Origin of the sequence: Pseudomonas sp. Tri1, from assembly GCF_017968885.1 — a bacterium.
Taxonomy (GTDB): Bacteria; Pseudomonadota; Gammaproteobacteria; order Pseudomonadales; family Pseudomonadaceae; genus Aquipseudomonas.
In genome coordinates this window covers 4,766,723-4,783,993 of record NZ_CP072913.1, presented here as the reverse complement: position 1 = coordinate 4,783,993, position 17,271 = coordinate 4,766,723, and the positions used below count along the sequence as shown (strand labels likewise).

The 17,271-nt window shown below is 61.2% G+C and carries 14 protein-coding genes; 7 read left to right on the top strand and 7 right to left on the bottom strand.

Annotation, left to right across the window (positions count from 1 at the left end):
• Positions 1 to 89: 89 nt before the first annotated feature.
• Positions 90 to 1,013, top strand: coding sequence for a LysR family transcriptional regulator (locus J9870_RS20490; RefSeq protein WP_210639746.1), 924 nt, complete (start codon positions 90 to 92; stop codon positions 1,011 to 1,013).
• Positions 1,014 to 1,158: 145 nt separating this feature from the next.
• Here the strand turns inward: J9870_RS20490 and J9870_RS20485 are convergent, their stop codons facing one another.
• From J9870_RS20485 to J9870_RS20475, 3 genes are all read right to left on the bottom strand, one after another.
• Positions 1,159 to 1,887, bottom strand: a complete 729-nt coding sequence (locus J9870_RS20485; RefSeq protein WP_210639745.1) for an aspartate/glutamate racemase family protein — start codon at positions 1,885 to 1,887, stop codon at positions 1,159 to 1,161.
• 62 nt (positions 1,888 to 1,949) lie between these two features.
• Entirely contained in the window at positions 1,950 to 3,479 is a 1,530-nt protein-coding gene (locus tag J9870_RS20480) for an NCS1 family nucleobase:cation symporter-1 (protein ID WP_210639744.1), read from the bottom strand.
• Between the two features lie 448 nt (positions 3,480 to 3,927).
• Positions 3,928 to 4,671 (bottom strand): phosphoadenylyl-sulfate reductase, encoded by a 744-nt coding sequence (locus J9870_RS20475; protein WP_210639743.1) that lies wholly within the window; start codon positions 4,669 to 4,671, stop codon positions 3,928 to 3,930.
• 173 nt (positions 4,672 to 4,844) lie between these two features.
• Between J9870_RS20475 and thrH the strand changes: the two genes are divergently transcribed.
• The gene (gene thrH, locus J9870_RS20470) at positions 4,845 to 5,462 is read left to right on the top strand and encodes a bifunctional phosphoserine phosphatase/homoserine phosphotransferase ThrH (protein ID WP_210639742.1); all 618 of its coding nucleotides are present in this window, start codon (positions 4,845 to 4,847) and stop codon (positions 5,460 to 5,462) included.
• Between the two features lie 74 nt (positions 5,463 to 5,536).
• On the opposite strand, the gene pabB is transcribed toward thrH, so the two are convergent.
• The 4 genes from pabB to J9870_RS20450 all read right to left on the bottom strand — a co-directional run bounded on the left by pabB (position 5,537) and on the right by J9870_RS20450 (position 10,104).
• Complete coding sequence (pabB, locus tag J9870_RS20465; RefSeq protein ID WP_210639741.1) at positions 5,537 to 6,880, bottom strand: aminodeoxychorismate synthase component I; 1,344 nt, start codon at positions 6,878 to 6,880, stop codon at positions 5,537 to 5,539.
• 163 nt (positions 6,881 to 7,043) lie between these two features.
• The gene (locus tag J9870_RS20460) at positions 7,044 to 8,030 is read right to left on the bottom strand and encodes an alpha-L-glutamate ligase-like protein (protein ID WP_210639740.1); all 987 of its coding nucleotides are present in this window, start codon (positions 8,028 to 8,030) and stop codon (positions 7,044 to 7,046) included.
• Positions 8,030 to 9,562: an inactive transglutaminase family protein gene (locus tag J9870_RS20455; RefSeq protein WP_210639739.1), complete on the bottom strand. Its 1,533-nt coding sequence runs from the start codon at positions 9,560 to 9,562 to the stop codon at positions 8,030 to 8,032. Before J9870_RS20455 ends, J9870_RS20460 begins: the two co-directional genes overlap by 1 nt.
• A gap of 5 nt (positions 9,563 to 9,567) precedes the next feature.
• Positions 9,568 to 10,104 carry an ATP-dependent zinc protease gene (locus J9870_RS20450; protein WP_210639738.1) on the bottom strand — a complete coding sequence of 179 codons (537 nt, stop codon included), beginning with the start codon at positions 10,102 to 10,104 and terminating at the stop codon, positions 9,568 to 9,570.
• A gap of 280 nt (positions 10,105 to 10,384) precedes the next feature.
• Between J9870_RS20450 and J9870_RS20445 the strand changes: the two genes are divergently transcribed.
• The 5 genes from J9870_RS20445 (at position 10,385) to prpF (ending at position 17,171) form a co-directional block, all read left to right on the top strand.
• The gene (locus tag J9870_RS20445) at positions 10,385 to 11,098 is read left to right on the top strand and encodes a GntR family transcriptional regulator (protein WP_210639737.1); all 714 of its coding nucleotides are present in this window, start codon (positions 10,385 to 10,387) and stop codon (positions 11,096 to 11,098) included.
• Positions 11,095 to 11,979, top strand: coding sequence for a methylisocitrate lyase (gene prpB, locus J9870_RS20440; RefSeq protein ID WP_030137801.1), 885 nt, complete (start codon positions 11,095 to 11,097; stop codon positions 11,977 to 11,979). Before J9870_RS20445 ends, prpB begins: the two co-directional genes overlap by 4 nt.
• 40 nt (positions 11,980 to 12,019) lie before the next feature.
• Entirely contained in the window at positions 12,020 to 13,147 is a 1,128-nt protein-coding gene (gene prpC / locus J9870_RS20435) for a 2-methylcitrate synthase (protein ID WP_210639736.1), read from the top strand.
• Between the two features lie 198 nt (positions 13,148 to 13,345).
• The gene (gene acnD, locus J9870_RS20430; protein ID WP_210639735.1) at positions 13,346 to 15,937 is read left to right on the top strand and encodes a Fe/S-dependent 2-methylisocitrate dehydratase AcnD; all 2,592 of its coding nucleotides are present in this window, start codon (positions 13,346 to 13,348) and stop codon (positions 15,935 to 15,937) included.
• Between the two features lie 43 nt (positions 15,938 to 15,980).
• On the top strand, positions 15,981 to 17,171 hold the full coding sequence (gene prpF / locus J9870_RS20425) for a 2-methylaconitate cis-trans isomerase PrpF (protein WP_210639734.1): 1,191 nt from the start codon (positions 15,981 to 15,983) through the stop codon (positions 17,169 to 17,171).
• The last annotated feature ends 100 nt before the right edge of the window (positions 17,172 to 17,271 follow it).

The following is a 17,271-nucleotide window of genomic DNA, read 5'->3' as shown; positions in this document are numbered from 1 at the left end:
GGAATGGAGCGAGTATCAAGCGTTGGTTATCGCCTGTGTAGACGCTCGTTGATACAGTCTGTGTAAACCAAAAGTTTGGAATGGCCCATATGGAAACCTTCAGCAGTATCGAATGCTTTGTTCGCAGTGCCGAAGTCGGCAGCTTTGCCGAAGCGGCGCGACGCTTGAGCGTGACGCCCGCTGCGGTGGGTAAAAGCGTGGCCAAGCTCGAAGCGCGGTTGGGCGTGCGGCTGTTCCAGCGTAGCACCCGTCGCCTGACGCTGACCGAAGCCGGCCAGTTGTTCTTGAGAGAAGTGGGTGCCAGTTTCAATACCATCCAGAACGCCGTTGCCAACCTGGCCAGCGCCGGTGGGCAGCCTGCGGGCACCTTGAAAGTGAGCATGGGCACGGCGTTCGGTCGACTGTATGTCGTGCCGCTGCTGGGAAAGTTTTTGCAGCGTTACCCGGCGATCAATCCGGACTGGCATTTCGATAACCGCCAGGTGGACCTGATCGGCCAAGGCTTCGATGCGGCCATCGGTGGCGGTTTCGATCTGCCCCAGGGCGTGGTGGTGCGCAAATTGACGGTGGCCCATCGGGTGCTGGTTGCATCACCGGACTATGTGCAAAGCCACGCTGCGGTGGTTGAGCCGGAAGATCTGTCACAGCATCAAGGCATCCTGATTCGTTCGCCACAAACCGGACGCGTTCGTTCCTGGCAACTGACCAGTCGCAGTCGGGAACACAGTCCGTTGACGCTCAAGACGCGCATGACCATGAGCGATTCGGAAGCCGACTGCGCGGCCGCCACCCAGGGGCTGGGCATCGGGCTGGTGAGCATGCCGATAGCTGTTCCCTTTCTGCAATCCGGTGTGCTGCAGCGGGTGCTGCCGGACTGGTACGTCGACGATGGCAACATTTCCATCTACTACGCCGAGCATAAACTGCTGCCGGGCAAGACCCGGGCGTTTGTGGATTTCATCATCGAGCAGTTTGCCGAGCAGGGGTTGGCGCAGCGGTTCAGTGCGGTTTGAGCTGAGCTCTAGACCGAGTTGCCCTCAATCGCGAGCAAGCGCGCCCCCACACTGGTTTTGTCGCACCACATATTTTGTGAGCGCCAAAAAACCTGTGGGAGCGAGCTTGCTCGCGATGGGTAGGCCTCGATCTAAGATTGAACACTCACCGCGCAAACCGCCCCGGCCAGCCAATGATGGTCTTGGGCCGAGGCGTCGCATAGGTGCGCACTTTGGAGGTCGACAACCCCAGTCGCACCAAGGATTCGGCAATGGTTACCGCCGCAGTCACGCCATCGACCACTGGCACGCCGGTGCGCTGGCGGATCTGCTCATCGAGCCCGGCCATGCCGCCACAGCCCAGGCAGATCACCTCGGCCTTGTCCTGGCTGACCGCCAATTCGGCTTGCTGCACGATGGCTTCAACCGCCCGTTGCGGGTCCTGTTCGAGTTCCAGCACCGCCAGACCGCTGGCACGCACCGAGGCGCAACGGTCGAACAGGCCGGAGAGCTTGAGGCGGTCTTCGATCAGCGGCACGGTGCGGTCCAGGGTGGTGACCACTGAATAGGCGTGCCCAAGAAACATGGCGGTGCTGGCACCGGCGTCGGTGATGTCCACCACCGGTACGTTGAGCAGTTCCTGCAAGCCCTCACGACCGTGTTCGCCGTAGCCGGCCTGGATCACTGCGTCGAAGGGCTGGTCGTAGGACATCACCCGGTCCATCACCGCAATGGCCGCCAGGTAGCTTTCAAAGTTGCCTTCGATGGAGTCGGCACCGAAATGCGGCGTGAGCCCGACGATCTCGGTGCCGGGCGCGGCCACGGCCTGGGCTTGCCGGGCGATGGCCTGGGTGATGGATTCGGTGGTGTTGACGTTGACCACGAGAATTCGCATGAGCTGTCCTCCTTGATGTAGAAAAATAAGCGACCCGAACCTGGCGGGCCGCTGGGGGCCAATCAATGACTGACGTTATCCACCGCGATGGCTTCGCCGCTGACGTCTTCGTAATACGCTTGCCGCTTGGCGATGATCAGGTACAGCAACCCTGCAATCGAAGCGCCAATCAGCCAGGAGAAGGGTGAAATGCTGTCGAAACCGGGCACCAGCGCCAGGATAATCGCGATCAGGGCAGCCGGGATAAACGCCACCACCGCGCGGAGGTTGACCCCATTGCTATAGAAATACGCACCGTTCGGGTCCTCGCTGTACAGTTGCGGCACGTTGATGCGGCCTTTTCGCACCAGCCAGTAGTCGACCATGATCACCCCGTACAGTGGCCCGAGCAGGGCGCCGAGGCCGGACAGGAAATACACGATCACCAGCGGGCTGTTGTAGAGGTTCCACGGCAGGATCAGCACGGCAATGGCGGCGCTGATCAACCCGGCGCGGCGGAAGGTCAGGTACTTGGGCGCCAGGTTGCTGAGCACGAAGGCGGGGGCGACGAAGTTGGCCATGATGTTCACGGCCACGGTGACGATCAGGAATGCCAGACAGCCCAACACGAGGAAGAAGGTGTTGGGTATCGAGGCAATGACCTGGGTCGGGCTTTCGATGATTTGCCCGTTGATCTGGAACTGTGCGCCGCACAGCAGGACGGTGATCCCGGCAAACACCAGGATATTCACCGGCAGGCCCCAGAAATTGCCAACGATGATGGTCCGACGGCATGGCGAGGAGCGGGCGAAGTCGCAGAAATTGAGAATCAACGTGCCGTAGATCGACAGCCACAGCGCGCCGCCGGCAAAGATGTTGCGCCACATTTCGCCGCCGCTCAGGGGCTCGCGGATCGACCAGGCAATGGTGGCGTCGGCCTGGGTGTACATCCAACCGGCCAGGGTCGCGACGGTCACCAGGATCACCGGCCCGGCAAACCCTTCGTAACGACGAACCGTTTCCATGCCGTAGGCCAGGATCACCAATTGCACGAACCAGATCGCCACGAAACACACCCAGCCCAGGCTCGACAGGCCCAGGATCGAGTCGTGGTCGTAGTCGGCGAAACCCGGATGGATCGCGGTGAGCAGTACCCGCAAGACCACGGACGCCAGGTACGTCTGAATACCGAACCAGGCTATGGCGATGACGGCCCTGATCAAGGCAGGAATTTGCGCTCCGTGGATACCGAAGCTGATCCGGCTGATCACCGGGAACGGCACCCCGGTTTTCTGCCCCATGTAGCCGGACAGGTTCATGAAGCCATACACCAGCGCCGCTCCGATCCCCAGGGACAGCAAGATCTGCCAGCCGCCCAGGCCCAGGGCATAGAGGCCGATGGCGAAGGAATAGTTGGCGATGTTGTGCACGTCGTTGGTCCACAGGGCAAAGATGCTGTAGCGACCCCAGCGCCGCCCCTCGACCTTGGTTGGCGCCAGGTCCTTGTTGTGCAGCCGCGGGCTCAAGGCCAGGGAAGCTGGGGTTCTATCATCAAGGGCAGTGGTGGAGGAGGGCAGATCCAGCGCGATGTTATTGGAGAGACTTGTACGCATTCCGGCAGGCTCCTGATTCTCGGTGCCACGATGACTGTGCATGAGCGCGAGGCTCGACAAATCTTCGTCGCGGCAGGTGAGCATCATTGGTTACGGGGCATCTGCAGCCTGTACGGGATAGGGCGCTTCAGGCTTGCGGATCTAAAGTGTGTGTATGTTTTATAAATGTTGTATACAAAACACTTGTCGACTCAAGCCAGATTTATGCCATTTACGGATCTATTGGCCGTCGCGCTAATTTCGTTTCGTTATTGAATTTGAATAACTAACTGAAATACCGTGATTTAAAACTGACCGTTTAAACAGGTATTTATTTTTTGGCGAACGCCAGTGGGGGTAGGAGTGCAGGTGAAGCGGGAAGGTGTGTGTAACTTTTCAGGGCATAAACAGTATAAGTGCACACAAAAATGCCACTTGTGGTGACATTTTTGTGTACAGAGTGCGAGGCTCAGACGCTCTTGGATTTGGCGATGATGTTCCCGGCATGCAGCCCGCATTCTTTCTGCGTGGCTTCTTCCCACCACCAACGGCCTTCACGCTCATGTTGGTTCGGTAGCACCGGGCGGGTGCAGGGCTCGCAGCCGATGCTGATGAAGCCGCGCTCATGCAGGCTGTTATAGGGCAGCTCCAGCATGCGGATGTAGCCCCAGACTTCTTCGCTGGTCATCTGCGACAGCGGGTTGAATTTGTACAGGGTGCGCTCCGGGGTGGAAAACGCCGTGTCGATTTCAAGCACCGCCACCTGGCTGCGGGTGCCGGGGCTCTGGTCGCGGCGCTGGCCGGTGGCCCAGGCACGGACATCGGTCAGTTTGCGCCGCAACGGTTCGATCTTGCGGATGCCGCAGCACTCGCCATGACCGTCCTTGTAGAAGCTGAACAGGCCTTTTTCCTTCACGAAGGGTTCAAGTTTCGTGTAGTCCGGCGAGATCAGTTCGATGTCGATCTTGTAGTACTCGCGCACCTGATCGATGAAGCGATAGGTTTCCGGGTGCAGGCGGCCGGTGTCGAGGCTGAACACCTTGACGTTCTTGTTCAGCTTCCAGGCCATGTCCACCAGCACCACGTCTTCGGCGCCGCTGAAAGATATCCACAGGTCATCGCCGAATTCGGCGAAGGCCAGTTTGAGGATGTCCTGCGGGGACTTGTTGGCATAGGTCGTGGCGAGTTCCACGACATCAAACGATGGGCTCATCAGGGCGGTTTCCTACAGGTCGGTGGCGCTGGGCGCTCTATATGGGGCTGATGGTAACAAAAGCTGTCGAGGCTGGCGCGCTCCTGTGCGTTGCGCCGCCTTCGGTGAATGGCTAGAGTCGGCAGGCCTTTTGTTCGCTCAACCGATAAACATCAAAAAAATGGGAGTGTCTTGTGGAAATTGCCTGTCTCGACCTGGAAGGTGTGCTGGTCCCGGAGATCTGGATCGCCTTCGCTGAAAAAACCGGTATTGAGTCCCTCAGGGCGACCACTCGGGACATTCCCGACTATGACGTGTTGATGAAGCAACGCTTGCGCATCCTCGACGAGCACGGCCTCAAACTCTCCGACATCCAGGAAGTCATTGCCACGCTCAAGCCGCTGGACGGCGCCATCGAGTTCGTCGACTGGTTGCGCGAGCGCTTCCAGGTGGTGATTCTTTCCGACACGTTCTACGAGTTTTCCCAACCCCTGATGCGCCAGCTGGGTTTCCCGACATTGCTCTGCCATCGTCTGATTACCGATGACAGCGGGCGGGTGACCGGCTATCAACTGCGCCAGAAAGATCCCAAACGGCAGTCGGTCCTGTCCTTCAAGAGCCTGTACTACCGGGTGATTGCGGCGGGAGATTCCTACAACGACACCACGATGCTGGGCGAAGCCGACGCCGGGATTCTGTTCCATGCGCCCGAGAATGTGATCCGTGAATTCCCGCAGTTCCCGGCGGTGCACAGCTTTACCGAATTGAAGCAGGAATTCCTCAAGGCTTCGAACCGCAGCCTCAGTCTGTAAACCCAATCAACCCTGTGGGAGCGAGCAAGCTCGCTCCCACAGGGTTTTGCACTAGGCCAGGAGGGGGCGACGCTCTAAAGATTCTGCAAAGTTTCGAGCAACACCCGCACCTTGGTAATCGACTCCTGATACTCCGCCTGCCAATCCGAATCCGCGACAATCCCGCCGCCGCCCCAGCAACATACCTGACCATCCTTGACCAGCAGGCTACGGATGGCGATGGAGCTGTCCATTTCCCCGCGCACGTCCAGGTACAGCAACGAGCCGCAATACAGCCCGCGACGGGTCGGTTCGAGTTCGTCGATGATCTGCATGGCGCGGATTTTCGGGGCACCGGTGATCGAGCCTCCAGGGAAGCTGCCGGCGATCAGGTCCAGGGCGTCCTTATCGGCGTCCAGTTCGCCAGTCACGCTGCTCACCAGGTGATGCACGTTCGGGTAGCTTTCCAGGCTGAACAACTCCGGCACGCGCACCGAGCCGATGCGGCAGGTGCGGCCCAAGTCGTTGCGCAGCAGGTCGACGATCATCAGGTTTTCCGCCCGGTCTTTGGGGCTGGCTAGCAGCTCGGCGGCGTGGGCCGCGTCTTCGCCAGGGCTCGTGCCACGGGGCCGGGTGCCCTTGATCGGCCGGGTTTCCACATGGCCTTCGCTGACCTTGACGAAGCGTTCGGGCGACAGGCTCAGCACCGCACCGCCATCGGGCAGGCTCTGGAAACCGGAAAACGGCGTCGGACAAGCTGCGCGCAACGCCTGGTAAGCAGCCCAGGCATCGCCTTGGCAGGGGGCGCGGAAACGCTGGGCAAAGTTGACCTGGTAGCAGTCGCCGGCCTGGATATACGCCTGGATACGTTCGAACGCCTGTCGATAGGCCTCGGCGCTGAGGTCGGGGGCCATCGGTCCTTCGAGACTGAAGGTATCAACGGATGGCGCAGCCGGCAGGCTGAACAGCGCGATCAGGCGCTGGCGTTCGCCTTCGCCACAATGGGGATGAAACACCAATTGGCTGGTGCCGGCCTGGTGATCGCTGACCAGCGCCCAGTCGTACACGCCGAAACGCGCATCGGGCAGCTGCAGGTCGTCTTTGGCATGGGACGGTAGCGCTTCGAGGTGTCGGCCGAAGTCGTAGCTCAAGTAGCCGATCAGGCCGCCGGCGAAGGGTAATTGCACTGTGGCCGGTAGTACGGCGTGCCCCAGCTGTGTCAGCTGAATGCGCAAGCGTTGCAGGAAGTCAGTGCCGCTTTCGTCCGGCAACACCGCCAACTGCGCCAGCGGCCAGGCACTGAGCAGATCATAACGGCCACGCTCGGCACTCGGCCGGCCGCTGTCGAGCATGACGCTGCCAGGAGCGTGACGGATCGCCGCGAAATACTCGGCAGGGTTGGCGCGGTAGGGCAGCGGGTGTACGGAGCAGGTTGGCATGGGCGGGGCGGGTCAGCCGTTCAGGCGGGGTGGCGATTGTAATCCCTCTGTAGGATTTGCTCCTAGAGGGATGTCGGAGATGAGTAAGTATGGGGCCATCGAAAATCTTGGAGTGTGAACACCTTGTGGCGAGAAGGTTTATCCCCTCGTCACAAGGGGGATTTCAACCCTCAACCGGCGGAATATGCCCAAACAGCGCCTGGGCGAACGCCACGCGCTCTTCCACGGTTTCCTCGACGCCGCGGGCCTTGAGTTCTTCCAGGTGGGCTTCCACCGCGTGGGTGCGCAGGGTCAGGCCGCAGTCGTTGGCGATCTGGATGTTCAGCCCCGGCCGAGCGTTCAACTCCAGGATCAACGGGCCTTTCTCCTGGTCCAGCACCATGTCGACGCCGATGTAGCCCAGCCCGCACAGTTCATAGCAACCGGCGGCCAGTTTCATGAACCCGTCCCAGTAGGGCAGTTGCACCCCGTCCACTGCATTGGTGGTGTCGGGGTGTTTGGTGATGATGTTGTTCAGCCAGGTACCGCGCAGGGTCAGGCCGGTGGCGAGGTCGACGCCCACGCCGATGGCGCCCTGGTGCAGGTTGGCCTTGCCGCCGGATTGGCGAGTTGGCAGGCGCAGCATGGCCATCACCGGATAGCCCATCAGCACGATGATGCGAATGTCCGGCACGCCTTCATAGCTGATGCTCTTGAAGATCTGGTCCGGCGTCACGCGGTACTCGATCAGCGCCCGGTCACGGTGACCGCCCAGGGAATACAACCCGGTGAGGATGCTGGAGATATGGTGCTCGATTTCCTCATGGCTGATGATCTTGCCGGACACCGTGCGATAGCGCCCTTCGAAGCGGTCGGCAATCACAATGATGCCGTCGCCACCAGCGCCCTGGGCCGGCTTGATCACGAAATCGTTGTGCGCGCCGATGATCCCGTCGAGTTTGTCGATTTCCTTTTCGGTGGAGATCACCCCGTACAGTTCCGGCACATGAATGCCGGCGGCGATGGCCCGTTCCTTGGTGATGATCTTGTCATCGACGATGGGATACAGGCTGCGCTTGTTGTACTTGAGCACGTAGTCGGCGTTACGCCGGTTGATGCCCATGATGCCCCGGGCTTCCAGGGCCTTCCAGGTCTTCCAGAAGCCGAACATTACGAGTCAGCCTTGAGGAAGGCCTTGAACCGCACCAGCTCGGTCAGGCGGTAGCCGCGATAACGACCCATTGCCAGCATGAAGCCCACCAGGATCAGCAGGATCGCCGGGAATGTGAACACGAAGTACACCAGCTCCGGCACGCTCATGATCAAGTGCGCCAGGGACGCGGCGAACAGGGTGCCGATGGCGACTTTCATCGCGTGGCCGGCGCCGCGCTCTTCCCAGGTGATGGACAGGCGCTCGATGGTCATGGTCAGGATCACCATCGGGAACAGGGCCACCGACAGGCCGCGCTCCAGGCCCAGCTTATGGCTGAACAGGCTGATGGCGGCGATCAGTACCACCACGAACGTCAGCACCACCGAAAGCCGTGGCAGCATTTGCAATTTGAGGTGTTCCAGGTATGAGCGCAGCGACAGGCCCAGGGTGGTGATCACCGTGAACAGGATGATCCCGAAACCCAGTTGGGTCTCGCGGAAGGCGAGGGCGATCAGCACCGGGGTAAAGGTCCCCAGGGTCTGCAGGCCGATCAGGTTGCGCAGGATCAGGATCACCAGCACGCCGATGGGGATCATCACCATGATCATGAACGTCTGCTGGGTTTGCAGCGGCAGGCCGTAGAGCGAGTATTCGAGGAAGTTGGCGTCAGTGTTCTCGTCCGTCAGCTTGGCCAGGCGAATGGCGTTCATCTCGCTGTTGTTCATGCTGAAGGTGACGGTGGCTTTCTTGCCGCCATCGACGGTGATCAGGTTTTCGTCGCCAGTCCACCACAGCAGGCGGTCGGTGGGCAGGCCCTGTTCACCGGTGTCCGGGTTGAAATACAGCCAGTCGGTACCGTTGAAACTGCGCAGCCACAGTTCCGGGGTCTGCGGCTGGTCGGCCACCAGGCGGATGGTGTGGACCTTTTCCACCGGTACGTGGGCGATGGACAGCACCAGTTCGACGATTTTCGCTTTATGGGCCGAGGACGGGTCGCCGGCCAGCAGCAGCTTGACGTTGTCGTCGTTGAGGTTGTTGACCCGCTTGATCGCTTCGCTGATGAAGGTCTCGACGTCGGCCGAATGCTGGCGGATCGGCGCAAGCAAGGCTTCGGCGGCGAGCTTTTCCGGGCCTTCGACGGCGATACTGTCGCGGAAGGTCGGGCCCTTGACCTTGGTTTTTTCGGCGCTGTAGCGCTTGGTCAACACCAGGCGGTAATACAGCGTCTGGTTGCCCTTGGCCCGGCGGGCCGACCACGTCACCTTGCGGTTACCGTCGACGCGGTTCACCGCCACGCCGTAATTGTTGGAAATGAAGCTTTCGTTGAGGCTGACGTAATCGCGGCTCAGGGGCGGCACGAACATCTGGATCTTCACCGGATCCTTGGCATTGGGCACGAATTCGACCTTGGCATCGATGTTCCACAAGTCGTCGGTGGCGTCTTCGGTCACCGGAATGCCGAGCACGAAAATCTGATAGGCCGTCACCGACAGGCCCACCGCCACCAGGATGGCGATCAGCATTTTCAGATGGAGGGTAAGGGAGCGCATTGGAATTACTCTGCGGTATGAGCGGCATTGGCGCAGGCGGGTTTGCCGGCAGCGTATTTAAGACTGGGGTCGACCAGTGCGTCGAAGCGCTTGAGCGCTTCGGAACCGATCAGCAACGGGTATTGGAAGGCACTACGGTCGGTCAGGTTCACTTCGATGCTGCGCAGGGCCGTGCCCATGCAGATGTCCAGTTCGATGACCGGCCGGGCCGTGTATTTCTTGCCTTCTTCCGGGTCGTAGTCACCGGCGCGGCGCTTGATCTTGCTGACCCGGGCCAGCGGACGTTCGATAGGGTGCGAATGGGCGGCGTCGATAGCCAGGTAAAAGCGCACCCAGGATTCGCCATTGCGCTTGAAGCGCTTGATGTCCCGGGCGCTGAGCGAGGCGGTCTTGGCGCCGGTGTCCAGCTTGGCGGCGACCTCCAGGTCAATGCCCTGCAGGGCTGCGTATTCGTTGAGGCCGTACACGGTTTTTTCACCCGCCACGGCAAGCCCCGGCAGGCATATGAAATAAAGAACAGCGGTTAAGGGCTTGAGTGTCATAGATCCTGGTGCGCAGCGTTCCGTTTATCGGTTCAGGCCCTGGCATTACTGCACAAGCTCCCTGGGCAGCCTTCCCTATAAAAGGAGAGCGGCAAATCGCGCGGCATTCTAGCACGGTGGTTTTCTGACGCCACCGCTGGCCGGACGCTACGAGTCATTCAAACGAGCGGTTATGGCGTTGGGGCTTATTAGACGATTGTCGACAATGTTGAATTTTGTTTTGACGTTAATGCCGCTATTGGTTAGTTTTTGCCGTATTGATTTTCAAGGTGTCGACAATATGCTCGATCAGCTCGAATCCCCGATGATGGCTCAGGACGACTCGGAGACCCTTTCCGAGAACGTCTTCCGACGTATCCAGGCCGCCATCGTCAAAGGCGAAATCGCCCCCGGCAGCAAGATCTCCGAGCCTGAGCTGGCGCGCACCTATGGCATCAGCCGCGGGCCGCTGCGCGAGGCGATCCATCGCCTGGAAGGCCAGCGCCTGCTGGTGCGCGTGCCTCACGTCGGCGCCCGAGTGGTGTCCTTGAGTCACGCCGAGCTGCTGGAGCTCTACGAAATCCGTGAGTCCCTGGAAGGCATGGCCTGCCGTTTGGCGGCCGAGCGCATGACCCTGGAAGAAATCGACGAGCTGCGCCGAGTCCTGGAAACCCACGAACGCGATGCGGCGTTCCAGGCCGGCGTGGGCTATTACCAGCAGGAAGGCGATTTCGACTTTCATTATCGGATCATCCAGGGCAGCGGCAACCGCACCCTGACGCAAATGCTGTGCGGCGAGCTGTATCAACTGGTGCGCATGTACCGCATCCAGTTTTCCACCACGCCCAACCGTCCGCGCCAGGCCTTTGCCGAGCACCACCGGATTCTAGACGCCATCGCCGACCGTGACGGCGAACTGGCTGAATTATTGATGCGCCGGCACATCGGCGCCTCCAAACGCAATATCGCGCGTCATTTCCAGGACAGCGCCGCCACTGAACGAGGTGAGTCATGAGCAACAGCACTCCAGGCCAGCGTTTCCGCGATGCGGTCGCCAGCGAGCATCCGCTGCAAGTGGTGGGCACGATCAACGCCAACCACGCGCTGCTGGCCAAACGCGCCGGTTTCAAGGCGATCTACCTGTCGGGCGGCGGCGTGGCGGCCGGTTCCCTCGGCGTGCCGGACCTGGGCATCACCGGCCTCGATGACGTGCTGACCGATGTGCGCCGCATCACTGACGTCTGCGACCTGCCGCTGCTGGTGGACGTGGACACCGGTTTTGGTTCCTCGGCGTTCAACGTGGCTCGCACAGTCAAGTCGATGATCAAGTTTGGCGCGGCGGCCATTCATATTGAGGACCAGGTCGGTGCCAAGCGTTGCGGCCATCGTCCAAACAAGGAGATCGTCTCGCAGCAGGAGATGGTCGACCGCATCAAGGCCGCGGTCGATGCTCGCACCGACGACAGTTTCGTGATCATGGCGCGTACCGACGCCCTGGCCGTGGAGGGCTTGGAGTCGGCTCTGGACCGCGCCGCCGCCTGCATCGAGGCCGGTGCCGACATGATCTTTCCGGAAGCGATTACCGAGCTTGAGATGTACAAACTGTTCGCCAGCCGCGTGAAGGCGCCGATCCTGGCCAACATCACCGAGTTCGGCGCGACTCCGCTGTACACCACAGAACAACTGGCCGGTGCCGACGTATCCCTGGTGCTGTACCCGCTGTCGGCCTTCCGGGCCATGAACAAGGCGGCCGAGAACGTCTACACCGCCATCCGCCGCGACGGCACGCAACAGAATGTCATCGACACCATGCAGACGCGCATGGAGCTTTACGATCGCATCGACTATCACACCTTCGAGCAGAAGCTCGATGCATTGTTCGCGGCGAAGAAGTAAGGCGACTCCCCCTACAAATTCAAGAAAATGGAGACAGCAAATGGCCGAAGCAAAAGTACTCAGTGGCGCCGGGCTCCGAGGCCAGGTGGCAGGGCAAACCGCGTTGTCCACCGTGGGCCAGTCGGGCGCCGGCCTGACCTATCGCGGCTACGACGTTCGCGACCTGGCGGCGGACGCGCAATTTGAAGAGGTCGCCTACCTGCTGCTGTACGGTGAGCTGCCGACCCAGGCCCAGCTGGATGCCTATACGCGCAAGCTGAGCCAGCTGCGGGACTTGCCCCAAGCCCTGAAGGAAGTGCTGGAGCGCATTCCCGCCGACGCTCACCCGATGGATGTGATGCGCACTGGCTGCTCGTTCCTGGGCAACCTGGAGCCTGAGAAGGACTTTTCCGAGCAGCACGACAAGACCGACCGCCTGTTGGCCGCCTTCCCGGCGATCATGTGCTACTGGTATCGCTTCAGCCACGAAGGCCTGCGCATCGAATGCGTGACCGACGAAGCCTCTATCGGTGGTCACTTCCTGCACCTGCTGCATGGCAAGAAACCGAGCGAGCTGCACGTCAAGGTGATGCACGTCTCGCTGATCCTCTACGCCGAGCACGAATTCAACGCCTCGACCTTCACCGCCCGGGTCTGCGCCTCGACACTGTCGGACCTGTTTTCCTGCATCACCGCCGCCATCGGCTCGCTGCGCGGCCCGTTGCATGGTGGCGCCAACGAAGCGGCAATGGAAATGATCGAGCGTTTCAGCTCGCCGCAGGAAGCCATCGAAGGCACCCTCGGCATGCTCGCGCGCAAAGACAAGATCATGGGCTTCGGCCATGCGATCTATAAGGACAACGACCCGCGCAACGAGGTGATCAAGGGCTGGTCGAAGAAACTCGCCGACGAAGTGGGCGACAAGGTGCTGTTCCCGGTTTCAGAGGCCATCGACAAGACCATGTGGGAACAGAAGAAACTGTTCCCCAATGCCGATTTCTACCACGCCTCGGCCTACCACTTCATGGGCATCCCGACCAAGCTGTTCACGCCGATCTTCGTCTGCTCGCGCCTGACCGGCTGGGCCGCCCACGTGTACGAACAACGTGCCAATAACCGCATCATCCGACCGAGCGCCGAATACACCGGCGTCGAACAGCGCAAGTTCGTGCCAATCGAACGCCGCTGAGCTGGGAGGGTTCTAGCCGCCGGAATTGAATAACCCCGAAACCTTGTGGGAGCGAGCTTGCTCGCGAATGCGCACTGACATCCAACATCGATGTCGACTGTTGCACCGCTATCGCGAGCAAGCTCGCTCCCACAGTGGCCGGGGGCCTTCGAATCCGGCGTCAATCCTCCTTGAAACCACCGTGACCGAGTCCTGACGATGAACACAGAATTTCGCAAACCGCTGCCCGGCACTTCGCTGGATTATTTCGACGTTCGCGGGGCCGTGGAGGCCATTCGGCCCGGCGCCTACGACGGCCTGCCATACACCTCTCGGGTGCTGGCGGAAAACCTCGTGCGTCGCTGCGACCCGGCCACGCTGCGTGAATCGCTGTTGCAACTGATCGAGCGCAAGCGCGACCTGGACTTCCCCTGGTTCCCCGCACGAGTGGTGTGCCATGACATCCTCGGCCAGACCGCGCTGGTGGACCTGGCGGGCCTGCGCGACGCGATCGCCCTGCAGGGCGGTGACCCGGCGCAGGTCAACCCGGTGGTGCCGACTCAACTGATCGTCGACCATTCCCTGGCGGTGGAGAGCGGTGGTTCCGACCCGCAAGCCTTCGCCAAGAACCGCGCCATCGAAGACCGGCGTAACGAAGACCGTTTTCACTTCATCAACTGGACCAAGAAAGCCTTCAAGAACGTCGATGTGATTCCGCCCGGCAACGGGATCATGCACCAGATCAACCTGGAAAAAATGTCCCCGGTGATCCAGCAACGTGACGGCGTGGCATTCCCAGACACCTGCGTGGGTACCGACAGCCACACTCCCCATGTCGATGCCCTGGGCGTGATCGCCATCGGCGTCGGAGGCCTGGAAGCCGAAAGCGTCATGCTCGGTCGCGCCTCGTGGATGCGCCTGCCGGAAATCATCGGTGTCGAGCTGACCGGCAAGCTGCAGCCGGGCATCACCGCCACCGACATGGTGCTGGCGCTGACCGAATTCCTGCGCAAGCAAAAAGTTGTCGGTGCCTGGCTGGAGTTTTTCGGCGAAGGCGCCAGTGCCCTGACCTTGGGCGACCGTGCGACCATTTCCAACATGGCCCCGGAGTACGGCGCCACGGCGGCGATGTTCTACATCGACCAGCAAACCATTGATTACCTGAAACTCACTGGTCGCGAAGACCAGCAGGTGCAACTGGTCGAGACCTATGCCAAGCAGGCCGGCCTGTGGGCCGACGAACTCAAGGGCGCGCAATACGAGCGTGGCTTGACCTTCGACCTGTCCTCGGTGGTGCGCAACATGGCCGGTCCCAGCAATCCCCACGCCCGCGTTGCCACCAGTGACCTGACGGCCAGCGGCATTGCCGGGCAATGGACTGAGGTGCCAGGGCAAATGCCCGACGGCGCAGTGATCATCGCGGCCATCACCAGTTGCACCAACACCAGTAACCCGCGCAACGTGATCGCCGCAGGCCTGCTGGCGCGCAACGCCAACCGCCTGGGCCTGGCCCGCAAGCCATGGGTCAAGTCGTCCCTGGCCCCGGGTTCGAAAACCGTGGCGCTGTACCTGGATGAAGCGGGGCTGACGTCCGAGCTCGAGAAGCTGGGCTTCGGCGTGGTGGCATTCGCCTGCACCACCTGCAACGGCATGTCCGGTGCACTGGACCCGGTGATCCAGCAGGAAATCATCGACCGTGACCTGTACGCCACCGCCGTGCTGTCGGGCAACCGCAACTTCGACGGGCGCATCCACCCGTACGCCAAGCAGGCGTTTCTCGCCTCGCCGCCGCTGGTGGTCGCTTATGCCATCGCCGGGACCATTCGCTTCGACATCGAGAAGGATGTGTTGGGCGTGGTGGACGGCCGGGAAATCCGCCTCAAGGACATCTGGCCGAGTGACGAAGAAATCAATGCGGTGGTCAAGGCCTCGGTGAAACCTGAGCAGTTCCGCCAGGTGTACATCCCGATGTTCGCCATCCAGGAAGACACCGGGCCGAAAGTCACGCCGCTGTACGACTGGCGCCCACAAAGCACCTACATCCGTCGCCCTCCATACTGGGAAGGGGCGTTGGCCGGTGCGCGGCCGCTCAAGGGCATGCGTCCGCTGGCTGTGCTGCCGGACAACATCACCACCGATCACTTGTCGCCGTCCAACGCCATCATGCTGGACAGCGCCGCCGGTGAATACCTGGCGAAAATGGGCCTGCCGGAGGAGGACTTCAACTCCTATGCAACCCACCGCGGCGACCACCTGACCGCGCAACGCGCGACCTTTGCCAACCCGAAACTGTTCAACGAAATGGTCCAGGAAAACGGCAAGGTCAAGCAGGGCTCCCTGGCCCGGGTCGAGCCGGAAGGCAAGGTCATGCGCATGTGGGAGGCCATCGAAACCTACATGGAGCGCAAGCAACCGCTGATCATCATTGCCGGTGCCGACTATGGCCAGGGTTCGTCCCGGGACTGGGCGGCCAAGGGTGTACGCCTGGCGGGTGTCGAGGCGATTGCCGCCGAAGGTTTCGAGCGCATCCACCGTACCAACCTGGTGGGCATGGGCGTGTTGCCGCTGGAGTTCCAGCCCGGTACCAACCGCAAGACCCTGGGCATCGACGGCAGCGAAATCTATGACGTGATCGGCGAACGTACCCCGCGTGCGACGCTGACGTTGGTCATCACTCGCAAGAACGGCGAGCGCGTCGAGGTGCCAGTGACTTGCCGCCTCGACACCGCTGAAGAAGTGTCGATCTACGAAGCCGGTGGCGTATTGCAGCGTTTTGCCCAGGACTTCCTTGAATCGGCGGTTGCCGTCTAAATCACAACCGCGGGCACCCTTGCGTGTCCGCTTGAGGTGCATCATGGCTCACGCAGCGCAAATCAGAATACCCGCCACCTACATGCGTGGCGGCACCAGCAAAGGCGTGTTCTTCAGCTTGCAGGACCTGCCCGAAGTGGCTCGCGTCCCAGGCCCTGCCCGGGATGCCTTGCTACTGCGGGTGATCGGCAGCCCCGATCCATATGAGAAGCAGATCGATGGCATGGGCGGTGCGACGTCCAGCACCAGCAAGACCGTAATCCTGTCCAAGAGCACCCGGGCCGACCACGATGTCGATTACCTGTTCGGCCAAGTGTCCATCGACAAGCCGTTCGTGGACTGGAGTGGCAACTGCGGCAACCTGTCGGCGGCGGTCGGTTCATTCGCCATCAGCAGTGGTTTGGTAGACGCCGCTCGCATCCCACGAAACGGCGTGGCCGTGGTGCGGATCTGGCAAGCCAACATCAGCAAGACCATCATCGCCCATGTGCCGATCACCGACGGCGCGGTGCAGGAAACCGGTGACTTCGAACTCGACGGCGTGACCTTTCCGGCGGCCGAAGTGCAGCTGGAATTCATGGATCCGGCGGCCGAGGAGGAGGGCGGTGGCGGCTCGATGTTTCCCACCGGCAACCTGGTGGACGACCTTGAGGTGCCTGGTGTAGGTACCTTCAAGGCGACCTTGATCAACGCCGGGATCCCGACGATTTTCATCAATGCCCGTGACGTCGGTTACACCGGTACTGAGTTGCAGGGCGCAATCAACAGCGATCCAAAGGCGCTGGCGATGTTCGAAACCATCCGTGCCCACGGTGCCTTGCGCATGGGGCTGATCAAGCATCTGGACGAAGCCGCCCAGCGTCAGCACACGCCGAAAGTGGCGTTCGTCGCACCGCCAGCGGACTACGTTTCATCAAGCGGAAAAGCTGTGGCGGCCGGGGATGTCGACCTGCTGGTGCGCGCCTTGTCCATGGGCAAACTGCACCACGCCATGATGGGCACCGCGGCAGTCGCCATCGGCACCGCAGCGGCGATTTCCGGCACCCTGGTGAACCTGGCGGCGGGCGGCATCGAACGCAATGCCGTACGTTTCGGCCATCCGTCAGGCACCCTGCGCGTCGGCGCCGAGGCCAGCCAGGTCAACGGCGAATGGACCGTGAACAAAGCCATCATGAGCCGCAGCGCACGGGTGTTGATGGAAGGGTTTGTGCGGGTGCCGGGGGATGTCTTCTAACTCGATACTTCAGGAACAACACAAAACCTGTGGGAGCGAGCTTGCTCGCGATGGCGGCGTGTCAGCCGACATCAATGTCGAATGGGCCGGCCTCTTCGCG